This is a genomic window from Kitasatospora sp. NPDC057965, from assembly GCF_042887135.1.
Lineage (GTDB): Bacteria > Actinomycetota > Actinomycetes > Streptomycetales > Streptomycetaceae > Kitasatospora.
In genome coordinates this window covers 22,490-37,513 of sequence record NZ_JBHVPZ010000005.1, presented here as the reverse complement: position 1 = coordinate 37,513, position 15,024 = coordinate 22,490, and the positions used below count along the sequence as shown (strand labels likewise).

The window sequence follows — 15,024 nt, the reverse complement described above, 5'->3', positions numbered from 1 at the left end:
GGCGTTCCGGGGCCGGCCCGTGGTCGGCCCCGGGGCGGGGTTCAGCAGGCCCGTTCCCGGGCCAGCTCGGCGTGCAGTTCGGCCCGCAGCTCGGGGTCCGGGCCGGGGTCGGCGGCAAGTGCGCGGGTGAAGTCCTCGACGGCGGCGGACCGGTTGCCGAGCCGGCGGTGGGCCAGTCCCCGGTTGTAGAGGGCGAGGGGGTCGGGGTCCAGGGCGATGGCGCGGTCCAGGTCGCCGACGGCGCCGGGGACGTCACCCCGTTCGAAGCGGACCGCCGCGCGGTTGGCCCACGCGGTCGGCAGGTCGGGGGCGCGCTCGACGGCCCGGGTGAGCAGGGCCTCGGCCTCGGGGTGGCGGCCGCGTTCGGACTCGACCAGGCCGAGCACGCACAGCAGGTGGGGCTGGCCGGGGGACAGGCTCAGGCCCGTGTTCGCGTCGCGTTCGGCGAGGTCGGGTTCGCCGCTGTCCAGGTACAGGCCGGCCCGGTTGACCAGCGCGTCGAGGTGGTCGGGGGCGATCCGCAGGGTCCGGTCGAGGTCGGCCAGGGCCGCCCGCGGCCGGCCCAGGTCGGTGTGGGTCTCGGCGCGGTTGTAGTAGGCCTCGGGAAGGTGCGGACCGAGGCGGATCGCGGTGCCGTAGTCGGCGATCGCATCGTCCGCCCGTCCGGTGGCCCGGTGGAGGGCGGCCCGGTCGACGTAGTACTCGGCGTTCTGCGGGTCCTGCGCGATCACCGTGTCGAGATCGGCGAGCGCGCGGTCGGGATCGCCCAGCGCGAGGTGCAGCTGGGCCCGGTTGTGCACCAGCCGGGCGCGGTCCTGGGGACGTTCGCCGGGCGCCAGGGTCTCGGCGAGCCTGGCGATGCCCTCCTCGACCGTCCGCAGCGCCGCCGCGTGGTCGCCGGCCCGGCTGTCCAGCAGGGCCAGGCCCTGGCGGTGGAAGACCGTGGTCACGGTGCGCTCGCGCGGGTCGTCGATCTGTCCGGCGAGCGTGAGGGCGCGCTCCAGCCAGGTGCGGGCGGCGGCCAGGTCCCGGGCGGCCGCCGGAAGGTGGCGGGCGTGCAGCATGGCGGTGGAGTAGGCGGCGGACTGGTGGATCCTCGGCTCGTCGGTGACCTGCCGGGCGTGGTCGTAGAGCGCGAGCGCCTCCGCCGGGCGGTCCAGGGCGGTCAGCGCGGTGGCCAGCATGGTGGTGAAGGCCCACCAGTTCCGGGTGTCCGCCGACGGGGTGACCAGCGGCAGGCCGCGCTCGGCGAGCCGGACGGCGTGCTCGTAGAAGCCGCTGTTCAGGGCCGCGCCGAGGGCGGTGCGCAGCGCGTCGACACCGTCGGTGGCCGGGCGGGTGCCCCGTTCGCGGTGGTAGGGGATCGCGCCCAGTTGCCAGGACCACTCGCCGGTGGCGGCGAGTTCGTCGGCGCGCTCGTCGTGCCAGACGGGGCCGTGGGCCGGGGCGGCGTCCTCGGTGGCCGGCCCGGACGGGGCGACGGCCAGGGGCCGGGCGAACTCGGCGACGGTCTCCGCGAGCGCGTCGGGCAGCGAGGCGCCACCGACGTACAGCCTCAGCCGGGACGGGTCGACGCGCCGCAGCAGGACGTCGACGAGCTCGACGGTGGTGGCGTCCGCCTGGTCCAGCCGGTCCAGTACGACGGCGGCAGGCGCCCTGCGCTCCGCCGCCCAGGCCGCGACGAACTCGCCTATCCCGTAGGCGAGATGGCGGGTGCGCCGGGCCGGGTGGAACCTGATCTGGACGTCCGCGACGTCCAGGGCCGCGACGGCCTCGGCGGCCCACGGCATCGCTGGTTTCAAGTCCCTTACCGCACAGAGGAGTTCGACCTGGTGGCGGGCCACCAGCGGGGAGTGCTCCAGGTCGAGGACGAGGCGGCGGACGAACTCACCGACTCCGCCGTAGGGGCCGCGTTGCCAGACCCGGCAGTCGAAGGCGCCCAGGAGCCCTTCGACTCCCGCGGTCGCCGCGCGCCGGTCCCGGGGCCGGGGCGCCTCCAGCCAGACGTGCCGCATGCTCGACTCAATCCTCCTCGCGCCGGCGGGCCAGCGGCGCCCGCCGCGGGCTGCCGGTGGCCGTCGGCGGCTCTCGCTTCCGGGCGGCGGCGGCCGCCTGGTGGCGCGCCGGGGCTCCTGGAACGCCCGGCACGCCACCGGTGTCAGTGGTGGTACGCCGGAGTTACCAGCACCACTCGAACCAGAGCCGGCGGGTGTTGCCGGTCAGCGCGACGGTGCCGGACTTACGGATCGTCATCTTCCGCATGTCTGTCTCCTTCGGTGTGGGGGTGGTCGGCCGGGACTCGGGGCGACCTCCGTTCATGGTGTGATAAGTCATATGGCCTGTCAAGGAATTGGAGACTCCGCTTCCGGCGGATGCCGGGTCAGTCCGGCAGGCCCTTGAAGCCGCCGAGCAGCGCCGTCAAGGCCTGCTGCGCGGCCGGGTACGCCTCCTCGGCGGCGGGGGTTTCGGACGTGCTCGTCGAGACGTGGTTCTTGCCGACCTTGACCAGTTCGACCAGGACGCGGCCGTTGGTGCCGTAGAACACCGCCTCGCCGTAGTCGACGGGCGTCGGGCCGGGCTTGGAGGCGGCCAGCAGGTCGCCGTCGGGCGCGAGCTTCCCGTCCGGTCCGATGGTCCAGCCCGGGGTCTTCGGCGGGGTGGTGGTGGCCGGGGTGGCGGGGGCCGACCTGCTGAGCACGGCCACGCCGGGGCCGTCCGGTCCCGAGGTGATCCCCGCGGTGGTCAGCACCGGCGCCGTGGAAAGTGCCGGCGCGGTCGCCGTCGCGGGGTGGTCGGTGCTCGTGACCTTGCGCGGCTCGCACGCCCGGCCGGCCGTCACCAGGTCGGTGAGCACTTTGGTCTTGTCCGCGTCGCGCGCGAGCACGTACACGCTCACCCACAGACCGTCGGCCTCGGCGGGGACCCGCAACTCGTAGAGCGCCGGAACGGGCACGACCGGAACCCCCGCGCGGTCCTTGTCGGCGATCTGCACGCCGACCTGCGGCTGCTCCAGCCGGCAGGGCGAGAGGGTCAGCGGCTTTCCCGGCTCGGGACGGAACACCTGGCCGCCGCGCAGCCCCGCGGTTCCGGAGATGTACACCGACTCGACGATGTTCCGGAGGTGACCGGACGCGAACTCGCCGGCCTCGATGTCCTCCGCCGCGCTCCCTGTCGTGCTCCCCGCCGCGCCCGAGGCCGTGTCCGCGGCCGGGGTGACGTCCCCGGAGCAGCCGCTCGCTGCGAGGCAGGCGATCGTCAACACCACTGCCGCCCAAAGGCGTTCGGTCGTTCCCATACCGCAGACGCTACCCGTGCCGCTCGCCCGCTGTACGGTCAACGGCCAACCGGGCCGACGGTGACGGGCACGGAACCGACCGGCCGCCGGCCCGGGGCGGCTCCGCCGGTTGACGGGCAGGCGTCGACTTGCCTGTGGTGGGCCCCGCCGTCGGGCCGTACGAGGAGGCGCTGGTCGGCGACGGGATCCCCGCGGCTCCTTCGCCGTGGACGACGTGCGCGCCGAGTCCGAGCGGCTGCGCGGTCCGGGCGTGCGCTTCACCCAGGAGCCGGTGACGATAGGGCCGGTCACCACGGCGGTCCTCGACGACACCTGCGGCAACCGGGAGTGAGTCGACGGCGTCACGGGCGTGTGAGCAGCGGGAAACCCTCCGCCGCGGGATCGGGACCGGGACCAGCGCCGAGGCCGGGGCCGGCCCTGCCGCGGCGGACACGCCGTCCGGCCGTTCCCGGGGCGGGAGGCGGCGGATTGTTACGATCGACGCCCCGCCGTCGCCGGACCGGTGCAGAGGCACACCCCGAACGGCCGCTCCGTGGCCCGCGGCGCCATGGATGCCGTCGAGGCCGTTGAGAGGGAGTCCGTCATGACCTACACCGTGGATTTCGACACCGTGTCGACCGTGGGCCTGGAGTCGTCACCCGTCGCGGAAGCGCTCGCCGGGCTCCGCGCCAACGAGGCCCGCTACTTCAAGAACAAGTACGACCACGTCTTCACGGTGGAACGCGCGGAGGACGCCGCGGAGGTCGTCGACTGGGTGCACCGCGTCCTCCGCGAGGAACGCGAGATCGTCATCGCGTCCAGGCCGCTGGAAGCCACCGCGTTCCAGGTCGAGAACATCCGGATGGCCTACGTCTTCTACGAGAGCGGCCTGTCGGTCAACGTGATGTACACCGTGGACGATTCCGGCAAGCGGGCGGTCGGGTTCAAGCTCTCCGACGGGATGGAGGTCCCCGAGGAACTCGCCTCACGGTTCAAGTTCGCACGGCAGAAGTCGAAGCTCGCCGGCACCATCCGCGGATCGTTCTTCGTCATCAAGAACGAGTACTGAGTTCCGGCGCGGCGGAGACTCCCGGGCCGCGGGGCCTCAGAGCGTGGAGGCGTGCAGCAGGGCTCCGGCCGCGTAGGTGATCGCCATGGCCAGGGCGCCGCCGGCGACGTTGCGCAGGACGGCGGGGCGGACGGGTGCCCTGCCAAGGCGCGCGGAACCCCAGCCGCACACGGCGAGCGCCACGAGCACGGAGGCCACGGTCACCGCGATCCGCGCGTCGGCCGGTGGCAGCACGATGGCCAGCAGCGGCAGCAGGGCGCCGACCGTGAACGCCGCGAAGCTGGCCCCGGCGGCGTGCCACGGGTTGGTCAGCTCCTCGGGATCGATGCCCAGCTCGACCTCGGCGTGCGCGGCCAACGGGTCGTGTGCCGTCAGTTCCACCGCGACCTGCCGGGCCAGCTGGGGCGTCAGGCCCTTGGCGACGTACAGGCCGGTCAGCTCGTCGAGCTCCTCCTGGGGCGCGGTGGCGAGCTCGCGTCGCTCCTGCGCCAGTGCCGCCCGCTCGGAGTCCCGCTGGGTGCTGACCGAGACGTACTCCCCGGCGGCCATCGACAGCGATCCGGCCAGCAGCCCGGCCAGACCGGCGGTCAGGAGTTCGCTCGACGTGGCCTGCGCACCTGCCACGCCCACCACGAGCCCGGCCGTCGACACCACTCCGTCATTGGCCCCCAGCACCGCGGCGCGAAGCCAGTTCAGCCGGCCGCCCAGGCCGCCCGCCTCGTGCGGCTCGCCGCGGTGCCTTCCGGCCGCCGCGAAGGGTTTCCCCGGGTCGTCGTCCGCGTTGCCCATCTGCGGAGTATGGCAGCCGGCGGCGGTGGACGGCGGAAGACCCACCGCGACGCCGGCGGACCGGGTGTCACGCGGCCGCGACGTACCGCTCGACCAGATCGCGCTCGGCGTCCCGCAGGTAGGAGGTCATCTCGTTGGCCGCCTTCGTGAAGGCCCCCGCCTCGATCAGCTCCAGGATCCTCCGGTTGCGCGCGCCGTAGACGACGTGGAACTCGCGGAGGTCCGACATCGCGTAGAACACGAGACGCAGTTCGGCCAGTACCCGGCTCATCAGCTCGTCCAGGCGGCGGCTGCCGGCCAGCGCCGTGAGCGCCAGGTGGAACCGCAGGTTGGCGGTGCCCAGGACCCTCCAGTCGGCCTCCGGCCCGGCCGCCTCGGACTCTTCGACGGCCGCCCGGGCCTGACCGAGGTCGACGGCCCGGCCCTTCAGGTCCCTGATGGAGGCCGGCTGCACCACCCGGCGCAGCCGGTACAGGTCGGTCACGTCGGCCACGGTCAGCCGGCGGACGAACACGCCCCGGCCGTGCCGGTGTTCGACGATCCCCTCGTGCGCCAGCAGGCGGAACGCCTCGCGCAGGGTGTTGCGGGAGACCTTCAGTCCCTGGCTGATCGTGTCCTCGGGCAGCCGGTGGTCGGGCAGGTGCTTCCCCTCGGAGATCCGCCTGCGCAGGATCGACGCGATGTGTTCGGCCTTGCTGCTCCAGCCCGCCTGGGCGAGTTCCTCGGCCCAGTCCTCGACCGCACTGCCCGCTTCGCGTTCCATGGCGTTGTCCACGGCGCCCCTCCCGGCTCTTCACCTGTGTCGCACCTTCGTACCACCTCGGGCGACGTCCCGTCAGGTCCCAGGGGGTGCAATGCAATTGTTCAACAATCCTCCTGGTGGATCGTCCTCCTTCCGACAAAGTGGATCGGGTGCCGACGATGCCTTGCGGGCCGATTCGGGAGGCTGTCACTGTCGATGACGAAAGAGCGTTCACCACAACGCAGTTGGGGGAAGATCATGCCACGATCGCGACAGGGCCGCCCGGCTCGGAGACGTACCCGCCGACCTCAGCGCACCGCCCGGTACGACCGCTCGCCGGTCGTGGCCGCGCTGTCCGCGGCGGTGATCGACGCGGGGCTGGACCTCCATCCCTTCCTACGACTGGCCGTCGCCGCGACCGCCGTGGTGCTCACCCTCGGAGGCCGGCTGCTCGTGACCGGACCCCTCTCGCTGTTCGCCGGACGCTACCGCGCTGCCGGTGCCCGCGGCCTGAGCCTGTCGGTCAGCCGCGGACCGGGGCCCGCCCGCCACCTGGCGGTGGGGGTGCGGCTCGGCGACCGCGGGGTCGGCATGGCCGCGGTCCTCGGACCCCTGTCGCCGATGACCACACTCTCCGGCCTGCTGGACCCCTCTGCGCGCTGACCCGCCGGTCGCCGCCCCCGCGCTTCCCCCGCGTCGCCCCCCCGTGCTTCCCCCGCGCAACCGACCCCGCGCGACACGCCCCGCCGAACCGCCCCGGCATCCCCCTGTCGAGAAACCCCGCCCCGCCGACGAAGGAGATCCCTCCCATGACCGAGAACCACGCCACCCTCGCACCCGCCCGCGCCCGTGGACTGTTCCGGGCCGGCACCGCGGTGCCCACGGCCGGCTGGTGCCTGGGCCGCACCCAGGCGAACCTGATCAGCGTGCCCGTGGACTGGGCCGCCGACGTGGCCCGCTTCGCCGAACTCAACCCCGCCCCCTGCCCCGTCCTCGAACAGACCGTTCCCGGCGCCCGCACCAGCGCCCTGGCCCCCGGCGCGGACCTGGCCACCGACCTGCCCCGCTACCGGGTGTGGCACGACGGCCGGTACCAGGAGCACACCGAGGTCTCCGCGCACTGGCGCGACGACCTCGTCACCTTCCTCATCGGCTGCTCCTTCACCTTCGAGTCCGCGCTGCTGGACGCCGGCATACCGCTGCGCCACGTCACCGAGGGCCGCAACGTCGCGATGTACCGCACCACCCGGCCGTGCGCGCCCGCCGGACGGCTGCACGGCCCGATGGTGGTCTCCATGCGTCCCGTCCCCCGCGACCTGGTCGCCGACGCGCGGGCGATCACCGCCCGGATGCCGGCCGTGCACGGGGCACCGGTGGCCGTCGGCGAGCCGGGGGACCGCTCCAACGCCGAGCTCGGCATCGCCGACCTGGGGCGCCCCGACTTCGGCGACCCGACCGTGATCGGGCCCGACGACGTGCCGGTGTTCTGGGCCTGCGGCGTCACGCCGCAGTCGGCCCTGATGGCCTCCCGTCCGCCCTTCGCGATCACCCACGCGCCGGGGCACATGTTCGTGACCGACCGGTTCGACCGTGACTACCTGCTCGCCGAGAGGGGCTGAACCGTCCTCATGGAGATCCTCCAGTACGGCAGCCGGGCCCTGCTGGTCGAGGTCCGCGACCTCGACCAGGCGGCCCGGCTGCACACCGCGCTGCTGCGCGACCCACTGCCCGGGGTGCGGGAACTCGTTCCCGCCGCCCGCACCGTCCTGCTGCGCTACGACCCCCGGACCACCGACCGGGCCCGCCTCACCGCGGCCCTGCGCACCGTCGACCTGCGCACGGTCGACCCGGGGGCCTCCACCACCGCGGGCGCCAACGGGGCGGGGGCCGGGACCGTCGAGATCCCGGTCCGCTACGACGGCGCGGACCTGGCGGAGGTCGCCGGGCTCTGCGCTCTGACGGTCCACCAGGTGATCGCCCGCCACTGCGCCGCCACCTACCGGGTGGCGTTCTGCGGATTCGCGCCCGGATTCGCCTACCTGACGGGCGCCGACCCCGTCCTGCGGGTTCCGCGTCGCACCGTCCCGCGCACCCGGGTCCCCGCGGGCTCGGTCGCCGTGGCCGACGAGTTCACCGGCGTCTACCCCCGCGAGTCCCCCGGCGGTTGGCACCTGCTCGGCACCACCGGCGTGTCGCTGTGGAATCCCGGGGCCCACCCGCCGACTCCGCTCACACCCGGCACGACCGTCCGCTTCACGCCGGTCGGCCCGCCGGACCCGCAGGCCCCGCCACGCCGCCCGTGACGCGACCCGCCACGGCGGACCCGCCCCCGGAGCCGGCCGCTCCGGGGACGGGGACCCCCCGGGGCCTGCGGCGGGCCCCGCGGGCCACGGCCACCCACCGACCCACCAGCACCTCACGGAGGACCTGATGACGGGCAGCCCCACAGCACCCACGCGCCGTGTACGAGTGATCCACCCGGGCTTCGGAGCCACCGTCCAGGACCTGGGCCGCCCCGGCCACGCCGCGCTCGGGGTCGGCCGCTCGGGTGCCGCCGACCGCCGCAGCCTGAGCCTGGCCAACCGGCTCGTCGGCAACCGGGAGGGCGCCGCGGCCGTCGAGGCGCCCCTGGGCGGGCTCGTGCTGGACTTCGACCACCACGCCACCGTCGCCCTCACCGGCGCGCCCTGCCCCGCCCACGCCGACGCCCGCGTCGTCGACCTCAACGCCCCGGTCCGGCTGGCCCCCGGCAGCCGGCTGACCATCGGCGTCCCGTACGAGGGCCTGCGGGTCTACCTCGCCGTACGCGGCGGCGTGGCCGTGCCGCCGGTCCTCGGCTCGCGATCCACCGACACGCTGTCCGGAATCGGTCCCGCCCGGCTCGCCGCCGGCGACCTCCTGCCGGTCGGGGACCTCACGGCCGGCTGGCCCGCGGCGGACTTCGCCCCGCAGCGCGCGCTGCCCGCCGAACCCGTCCTGCGGATCCTGCTCGGCCCCCGCGACGACTGGTTCACGCCCGGGTCCCTCGCCACTCTGTGCGCCCGGCCCTACCGGGTCACCGACCGGAGCGACCGGGTGGGCATGCGGTTGACCGGGGCCGCGCTGCGCCGCGCCCGCCCGGGCGAACTCCCCTCCGAGGCCGCCGTTCCGGGCGCGCTCCAGGTGCCGCCGGACGGGCAGCCGATCCTCTTCCTCGCCGACCACCCGGTGACCGGCGGCTACCCCGTCGTCGCGACCGTGCACGAGGACGATCTCCCGCTCGCCGCCCAGACCCGACCCGGGCAGGCCCTGCGCTTCCGTCCGGTGTGACCGGGCGCGGGCCACTGCGGTCACTGCCGGCCTCGGCCACGGCCCTCCGCTGCCGCTTCCCGCTCTTGTTCTCCGCCGGGGGGAGGGGTGCCCGAGGGTGAACCAGGTGGGTGCCGGTGGTGGTGAGCCGGTGGGTCGCGCCGTGGCGGGCGTCGGCCGGGTCGCCGGACAGTTCCGTGCGGGTGAGTGTGCCGGGGTCGGTGGCCTCGCCGGCGAGGGCCCGGGCCGGGACGCCGGCGGAGCATGGGTGGGGCGTTGCTCCGGCCCGGGGAGCACGTGGTGGTTCCCGGGCCGGAGCAAGAGGTCAACCGGCGGTGTGGGTGCGGGCCAGGTGGGCGCCGGCGGTGGTGAGCCAGTGGGCGGCCCGGTGGCGGGCGTCGGCCGGGTCGCCGGACAGCTCCGTGAGGGTGAGCGCGGCGGGGTCGGCGGACTCACCGGCGACGACCCGGGCGGGGACGTCGGCCCGCCGTGCGCGGGTGAGGACCTCGCCGACCGCCTTGCCGAGCAGGCTGGTGCCGTCGAACCGGCCCTCGCCGGTGATCACCAGGCCGGCCCCGGCGAGGGCCTCGTCGAGCCCGGTGAGCCCGGCCACCGCCGCCGCTCCGGGGACCACCCGGGCGCCCCAGGCGGTCACCAGGCCGTAGGCGGTGCCGCCGGCCGCGCCCGAGCCGGGGAGGTCCGGGTCGCCGCCGAGCAGTTCGGCGAAGCGGCGCAGCCCCGCCTCCAGCAGGGCGGTCCCGTCCTGGTCGGCGCCCTTCTGCGGTCCGTAGACCGCGGCCGCTCCGGCGGGGCCGAGCAGCGGGTTGGTGACGTCGGTCAGCACCCGGACACCGCCCGGCGGGGCGGCGCGCAGGCCGGTGCGGTCGAGCCGGGCGGCCCGGGGGAGGGCGCCGCCGCCGTCCGGGAGGTCGGCGCCGGTGTCGTCCAGCAGCCGCAGGCCGAGGGCGGCCAGCAGTCCGGCACCGCCGTCGGTGGACGCGGACCCGCCGAGCGCGACGGTCACCTGCCGCGCGCCGGCATCCAGCGCGGCGGCGATGGTCTCGCCGGTGCCGCGGGTGCCGGCGGTGAGCGGGGCGAGGGCGCCGCCGAGCAGCGGCAGGCCGCCGGTGTCGGCCAGTTCGACCAGCGCGGTGCCGTCCGGCAGCAGTGCGAAGCGCCCGGTGACCGGCCGCCCGTCGGGGCCGGTGCAGCCGGGGACCGGGTGCAGGACGGCGCCGGGCAGGGCCGCCGCGAGCGCGTCGAGCGTGCCCTCCCCGCCGTCGGCCATCGGACGGATCAGCAGCTCGTCGTCCGGCCGTACCGAGCGCCAGCCGGTGGCCAGCGCCCGGGCGGCGTCCCGGGCGCCGACGGTGCCCTTGAAGGAGTCGGGCGCGAGGACGACCCTCACGGCGAGGCCAGATGGGTGAGGTGGCGCTCGATCAGGGTGCGCAGCGTCAGCTCGCCCGGGGTGTCCCAGATCTCCTGGTTGAAGATCTCGACCTCGATCCAGCCCTCGTACCCGGCGGCGGTGACCAGGTCGGTGAGGGCGCGGAAGTCGATGTGGCCGTCGCCCACGTGGCCGCGGCCGAGCAGGGCGTCGGCGGGCAGCGGCAGGGTCCAGTCGCACACCTGGTAGGAGGCGATCCGGCCCTCCCGCCCGGCACGGGCGATCTGCTCGCGCAGCGCCGGGTCCCACCAGACGTGGTAGCTGTCGACGACCACGCCGACCTGCCGGGCGGGGTGCGGGGCGGCGAGGTCGAGCGCCTGGCCCAGGGTGGAGACCACCGCGCGGTCGGCACAGAACATCGGGTGCAGCGGCTCGATCGCCAGGCGCACGCCGAAGTCGCCCGCGTGCGGGGCGAGTTCGGCGAGCAGATCGGCGACGGCGGCGCGCGCGCCGACCAGGTCGCGGCTGCCCGCCGGCAGGCCGCCGACGACCAGCACCAGGGTGTCGGTGCCGAGTTCGGCGGCCTCCTCGATGGCCAGCAGGTTGTCGGCGAGCGCGGCCCGGCGCTGCTCGGGCCCGTCGGCGGTCAGAAAACCGCCCCGGCAGAGGCTGCTGACGGCGAGCCCGGCGTCCCGGCACAGCTTCGCGGAGCGGGCCAGGCCGGTCTCGGCGACCTTGTCGCGCCACAGCCCGATGGCCGGGATGCCGGCGTCCGCACAGCCCCGCACGGCCTCCGGCAGGCTCCAGCCCTTGGTGGTGATCTGGTTGAGCGACAGCCGGTCGAGGCCGTTCACCACGGGGGAGCCGCTCATGCCGCCACCCCCGCGACCGCGAGCAGCCGGCGCATCCGGTCGGCCGCGAGATCGGGGTCGGGGAGCACCCCGGCCGCGTCCGCGAGCCGGAACAGCTCCACCAGGTGGGGCAGCGAACGCCCGCTCTGCGCACCGCCGACCATGGTGAAGTGGTCCTGGTGGCCCGCCAGCCAGGCGAGGAAGACCACGCCGGTCTTGTAGTGGAAGGTCGGCGCGGCGAACAGGTGCCGGGCCAGCGGCACGGTCGGCGCGAACAGCTCGTCGTAGCGGTCGAGGTCGCCCTCGTCGAGCGCCCGCAGCGCGGCCGCGGCGATGGCCGCGATCGGGTCGAAGACGCCCAGCAGGGCGTGGCTGTGGCCGAGTTCGTCGCCGCGGATCAGCTCGGGGTAGTGGAAGTCGTCACCGGTGTACATCCGCACGCCGGGCGGCAGCGCGCGGCGCAGCGCGATCTCCCGGTCGGCGTCCAGCAGGGAGACCTTGATGCCCTCGATCCGGTCGGCGTGCGCGCCGATCAGCTCCAGCACGGTGGCGGCGGCCGCGTCGAGGTCGGCGGAGCCCCAGTAGCCGGACAGCGCCGGGTCGAACATCTCGCCGAGCCAGTGCAGCAGCACCGGCCGGTCGGAGGCGGCAATCAGCCCGCCGTACACCTCCAGGTAGTCCTCCGGGCCGCGCGCGGCGGCGGCCAGGGCGCGGCTGGCCATCAGGATCGGCTGTGCGCCGGCCTCCTGGACCACGGTCAGCTGCTCCTCGTAGGCGGCCCGGACGGCGTCCAGCGGGTGGGCGCCGGGGGCGAGCTGGTCGGTGCCGACGCCGCAGGCCAGCCGGCCGCCGCAGGCGCGGGCCGCGGCTCCGGAGCGGGTGATCAGCTCGCGGGTGGCGGGCCAGTCGAGGCCCATGCCGCGCTGGGCGGTGTCCATCGCGTCGGCCACGCCCAGGCCCAGCGACCACAGGTGCCGGCGGAAGGCGAGGGTGGCGTCCCAGTCGACGGCGGCGGGTGCGCCGGGGGCGTTGTCGCCCAGCGGGTCGGCGACCACGTGGGCGGCGGCGAAGGCCGTCCGCGAGCGGGCGGGGTCGGCGGAGGCGGGCGGCGCGGCGGGCTCGCGCAGCCGGATCCGGCCGTGGCCGGGCAGGTCGATCTCGGTCATGGTGTCAGCGCATTCGTCTCGTCGGCGGGCGGCTGCGGGGCGGTCGGTTCCCCGGCGGCCGGGTGCGGGGCGGCCGGCCGGGGTGCGGCCGGCGGGCCGTCACAGGGACAGCTCGGGGACGTCCATCCGGCGTCCCTCGCGGGCGGAGCGCAGGCCGAGTTCGGCGAGCTGCACGCCCTTGGCGCCCTCCAGCAGGTCCCAGTGGTACGGGGAGCCGGTGGTCACGTGGCGCAGGAACAGCTCCCACTGCGCCTTGAAGCCGTTGTCGAACTCCTCGTTGTCCGGCACCCGCTGCCACTGCGCGCGGAACGGCTCGGTCACCGGCAGGTCCGGGTTCCAGACCGGCTTGGGGGTGGCGGCGCGGTGCTGGAAGCGGCACTCGCGCAGCCCGGCGACGGCGCTGCCCTCGGTGCCGTCGACCTGGAACTCCACCAGCTCGTCGCGGTCCACCCGGACCGCCCAGGAGGAGTTGATCTGGGCGGTGATGCCGCCCTCCAGCTCGAAGACGCCGTACGCGGCGTCGTCGGCGGTGGCCCGGTAGAGCTGGCCGCGCTCGTCCGTCCGCTCGGGGATGTGGGTGGCGGTGTGGGCGTAGACCGAGCGGACCGGGGCGATGATGCCGTCCAGCACGTAGCGCCAGTGCGGGAACATGTCGAGGACCATGCCGCCGCCGTCCTCGGCGCGGTAGTTCCAGGACGGCCGCTGGGCCTGCTGCCAGTCGCCCTCGAAGACCCAGTAGCCGAACTCGCCGCGCACGGAGAGGATCCGGCCGAAGAAGCCGCCGTCCACCAGCCGCTTGAGCTTGCGCAGACCGGGGAGGAAGAGCTTGTCCTGCACGGCGCCGTTGCACACGCCGGCCTCGCGGGCGAGCCGGGCGAGGTCGAGCGCGGCCTCCAGCGACTCGGCGGTGGGCTTCTCGGTGTAGACGTGCTTGCCGGCGGCGATCGCCGTGCGCAGCGCGGTCTCCCGGGCGGGGGTGACCTGGGCGTCGAAGTAGATCTCGGCGAGCGGGTGGGCGAGGGCCTCGTCGAGCGAGGTGGTCCAGTGGGTGAGGCCGTGCCGGTCGGCGAGGTCCTTGAGCTTGTCGGCGTTGCGGCCGACCAGGATCGGCTCGGGCCACAGCGTCTCGCCGTCGCCGAGCGGCAGGCCGCCCTGCTCGCGGATGGCGAGGATGGAGCGGACCAGGTGCTGGCGGTAGCCCATCCGGCCGGTCACGCCGTTCATGACGATGCCGATCACCCTGCGGGACATGGGGTACTCCGATTCGTTGCTGGTACGGGGGAGCGCGTACTGCGGGGAGCAGGCGCGCGGCGGGGAGCACGCGTCGCGGGAGCGTGTTGTCCGGGCAGCGCGCGTGCTGCGGTGGCGCGTGGTGAGGGGCCGCGCGGCACAGGGGCGCGGCGCGCGATCACGCGGTGCGGTGGACGTCCTCGGCGAGGACGGGGTGGGCGAAGGGCTGCCCGGCGGTGTAGCGGGCGAGCTCGTCCGCGGCGGCGGCGGCCATCCGGTGCAGCTCACCGCCGAGCGAGCCGGCCACGTGGGGGGTGAGGAAGACGTTCGGCAGGTCGTAGAGCGGGGAGTCGGCGGGCAGCACCTCGGGCTCGGTGACGTCGATGACGGCGCCGAGGCGCCCGGAGGCGACCTCGCGCACCAGCGCCTCCTGGTCGACCAGGGAGCCGCGCGAGGTGTTGACCAGGGTGGTCCCGTCAGCCATCAGGGCGAGCCGGCGGCCGTCGATCAGGTGCCGGGTGGCCGGGAGTTCGGGGGCGTGCACGCTCACCACGTCGGAGGCGGCGCAGAGTTCGTCGAGGCCGACGGAGCGCGCGCCGAGCCGGGCGGCCTCGGCGGGGTCGACGTACGGGTCGTGCAGCAGCAGGTCCAGGTCGTGCGGACGCAGCAGTTCCAGCACCCGCCGGCCGATCCGGGAGGCGCCGACGATGCCGACGGTGCGCCGGTAGTTGCCCGCCGTGGCGTACGCCAGCTGCCAGTCGTACGGGGCGCGGCGGCGCCGGTACTCCTCGCGGATCGGCAGCAGCCGCTTGTTGGCGAACAGCACGACGGCGACGGTGTACTCGGCGACCGGCAGGGCGTTGGCCCAGGCCGCCGAGGTGACCTGCAGGCCGCGGCGCCAGCAGGCCTCGGTGACGTGGTGCTTGACCGAGCCGGCGGCGTGGATGACGGCGCTCAGCCGCGGGGCGGCGGCCAGCACCTCCTCGTCGATCGGCGGGCAGCCCCAGCTGGAGACGATCACCTCGGCGTCGGCGAGCGCGGCGCGGGCCTCGGGGGTGGTGAAGTCGTCCAGGACGAGCGCCGGGTCGAGGTCGGCCAGCGCGGTGAGCCGGGCCATCGTGTGCGGGTCGATCAGGCGGCCGGAGAGCTCGCGGTGCATGGCGAGGACGGCGCGGGGGCGGCAGGCGGGCCGGCCGTCGGGCACGGTGGTCTCCCGGTCGGGCGTAGG

At 75.2% G+C, this 15,024-nt stretch carries 15 protein-coding genes and 1 pseudogene; 6 read left to right on the top strand and 10 right to left on the bottom strand.

The genetic code is table 11. The features are described from left to right. Positions 1–41 precede the first annotated feature (41 nt). The 3 genes from ACFVVU_RS07890 to ACFVVU_RS07880 form a co-directional block, all read right to left on the bottom strand. Complete coding sequence (locus ACFVVU_RS07890; protein WP_387788718.1) at positions 42–2,015, bottom strand: tetratricopeptide repeat protein; 1,974 nt, start codon at positions 2,013–2,015, stop codon at positions 42–44. Between the two features lie 163 nt (positions 2,016–2,178). Next, positions 2,179–2,319 carry a hypothetical protein gene (locus ACFVVU_RS07885; protein ID WP_380687081.1) on the bottom strand — a complete coding sequence of 47 codons (141 nt, stop codon included), beginning with the start codon at positions 2,317–2,319 and terminating at the stop codon, positions 2,179–2,181. 61 nt (positions 2,320–2,380) lie between these two features. Continuing rightward, positions 2,381–3,295 (bottom strand): hypothetical protein, encoded by a 915-nt coding sequence (locus ACFVVU_RS07880; RefSeq protein WP_387788717.1) that lies wholly within the window; start codon positions 3,293–3,295, stop codon positions 2,381–2,383. 131 nt (positions 3,296–3,426) lie between these two features. On the opposite strand from ACFVVU_RS07880, the pseudogene ACFVVU_RS07875 reads away from it, so the two are divergent. Both ACFVVU_RS07875 and ACFVVU_RS07870 read left to right on the top strand, forming a co-directional pair. Further along, positions 3,427–3,626, top strand: a pseudogene (locus ACFVVU_RS07875) (VOC family protein); the annotation flags it as partial. Between the two features lie 252 nt (positions 3,627–3,878). After that, positions 3,879–4,343: a phage tail protein gene (locus ACFVVU_RS07870; RefSeq protein WP_387788716.1), complete on the top strand. Its 465-nt coding sequence runs from the start codon at positions 3,879–3,881 to the stop codon at positions 4,341–4,343. 36 nt (positions 4,344–4,379) lie between these two features. On the opposite strand, the gene ACFVVU_RS07865 is transcribed toward ACFVVU_RS07870, so the two are convergent. Together ACFVVU_RS07865 and ACFVVU_RS07860 are read right to left on the bottom strand one after the other, a co-directional pair. Then, positions 4,380–5,132 carry a VIT family protein gene (locus ACFVVU_RS07865; RefSeq protein ID WP_380687087.1) on the bottom strand — a complete coding sequence of 251 codons (753 nt, stop codon included), beginning with the start codon at positions 5,130–5,132 and terminating at the stop codon, positions 4,380–4,382. Positions 5,133–5,199: 67 nt separating this feature from the next. Continuing rightward, the gene (locus ACFVVU_RS07860; protein WP_387788715.1) at positions 5,200–5,895 is read right to left on the bottom strand and encodes a GntR family transcriptional regulator; all 696 of its coding nucleotides are present in this window, start codon (positions 5,893–5,895) and stop codon (positions 5,200–5,202) included. Positions 5,896–6,132: 237 nt separating this feature from the next. Between ACFVVU_RS07860 and ACFVVU_RS07855 the strand changes: the two genes are divergently transcribed. From ACFVVU_RS07855 to ACFVVU_RS07840, 4 genes are all read left to right on the top strand, one after another. Beyond that, a complete protein-coding gene (locus ACFVVU_RS07855) occupies positions 6,133–6,537 on the top strand; it encodes a hypothetical protein (RefSeq protein ID WP_387788714.1) in 405 nt (134 codons plus the stop codon). A gap of 146 nt (positions 6,538–6,683) precedes the next feature. Then, a complete protein-coding gene (locus ACFVVU_RS07850; protein ID WP_380687093.1) occupies positions 6,684–7,493 on the top strand; it encodes a putative hydro-lyase in 810 nt (269 codons plus the stop codon). A gap of 9 nt (positions 7,494–7,502) precedes the next feature. After that, a complete protein-coding gene (locus tag ACFVVU_RS07845; RefSeq protein ID WP_387788713.1) occupies positions 7,503–8,177 on the top strand; it encodes an allophanate hydrolase subunit 1 in 675 nt (224 codons plus the stop codon). Positions 8,178–8,304: 127 nt separating this feature from the next. After that, positions 8,305–9,183 (top strand): biotin-dependent carboxyltransferase family protein, encoded by an 879-nt coding sequence (locus tag ACFVVU_RS07840; RefSeq protein WP_387788712.1) that lies wholly within the window; start codon positions 8,305–8,307, stop codon positions 9,181–9,183. A gap of 304 nt (positions 9,184–9,487) precedes the next feature. On the opposite strand, the gene ACFVVU_RS07835 is transcribed toward ACFVVU_RS07840, so the two are convergent. From ACFVVU_RS07835 to ACFVVU_RS07815, 5 genes are all read right to left on the bottom strand, one after another. Continuing rightward, positions 9,488–10,570, bottom strand: coding sequence for a glycerate kinase (locus ACFVVU_RS07835; protein WP_380690274.1), 1,083 nt, complete (start codon positions 10,568–10,570; stop codon positions 9,488–9,490). Beyond that, positions 10,567–11,421: a sugar phosphate isomerase/epimerase family protein gene (locus tag ACFVVU_RS07830; RefSeq protein WP_380715117.1), complete on the bottom strand. Its 855-nt coding sequence runs from the start codon at positions 11,419–11,421 to the stop codon at positions 10,567–10,569. Before ACFVVU_RS07830 ends, ACFVVU_RS07835 begins: the two co-directional genes overlap by 4 nt. Beyond that, a complete protein-coding gene (locus ACFVVU_RS07825; protein WP_380688020.1) occupies positions 11,418–12,566 on the bottom strand; it encodes a dihydrodipicolinate synthase family protein in 1,149 nt (382 codons plus the stop codon). The genes ACFVVU_RS07830 and ACFVVU_RS07825 overlap by 4 nt, the downstream gene beginning before the upstream one ends. A gap of 99 nt (positions 12,567–12,665) precedes the next feature. Continuing rightward, positions 12,666–13,817: a Gfo/Idh/MocA family protein gene (locus tag ACFVVU_RS07820; protein ID WP_387788711.1), complete on the bottom strand. Its 1,152-nt coding sequence runs from the start codon at positions 13,815–13,817 to the stop codon at positions 12,666–12,668. Between the two features lie 157 nt (positions 13,818–13,974). Then, the gene (locus tag ACFVVU_RS07815) at positions 13,975–14,955 is read right to left on the bottom strand and encodes a hydroxyacid dehydrogenase (RefSeq protein WP_380688024.1); all 981 of its coding nucleotides are present in this window, start codon (positions 14,953–14,955) and stop codon (positions 13,975–13,977) included. Between the last annotated feature and the right edge of the window lie 69 nt (positions 14,956–15,024).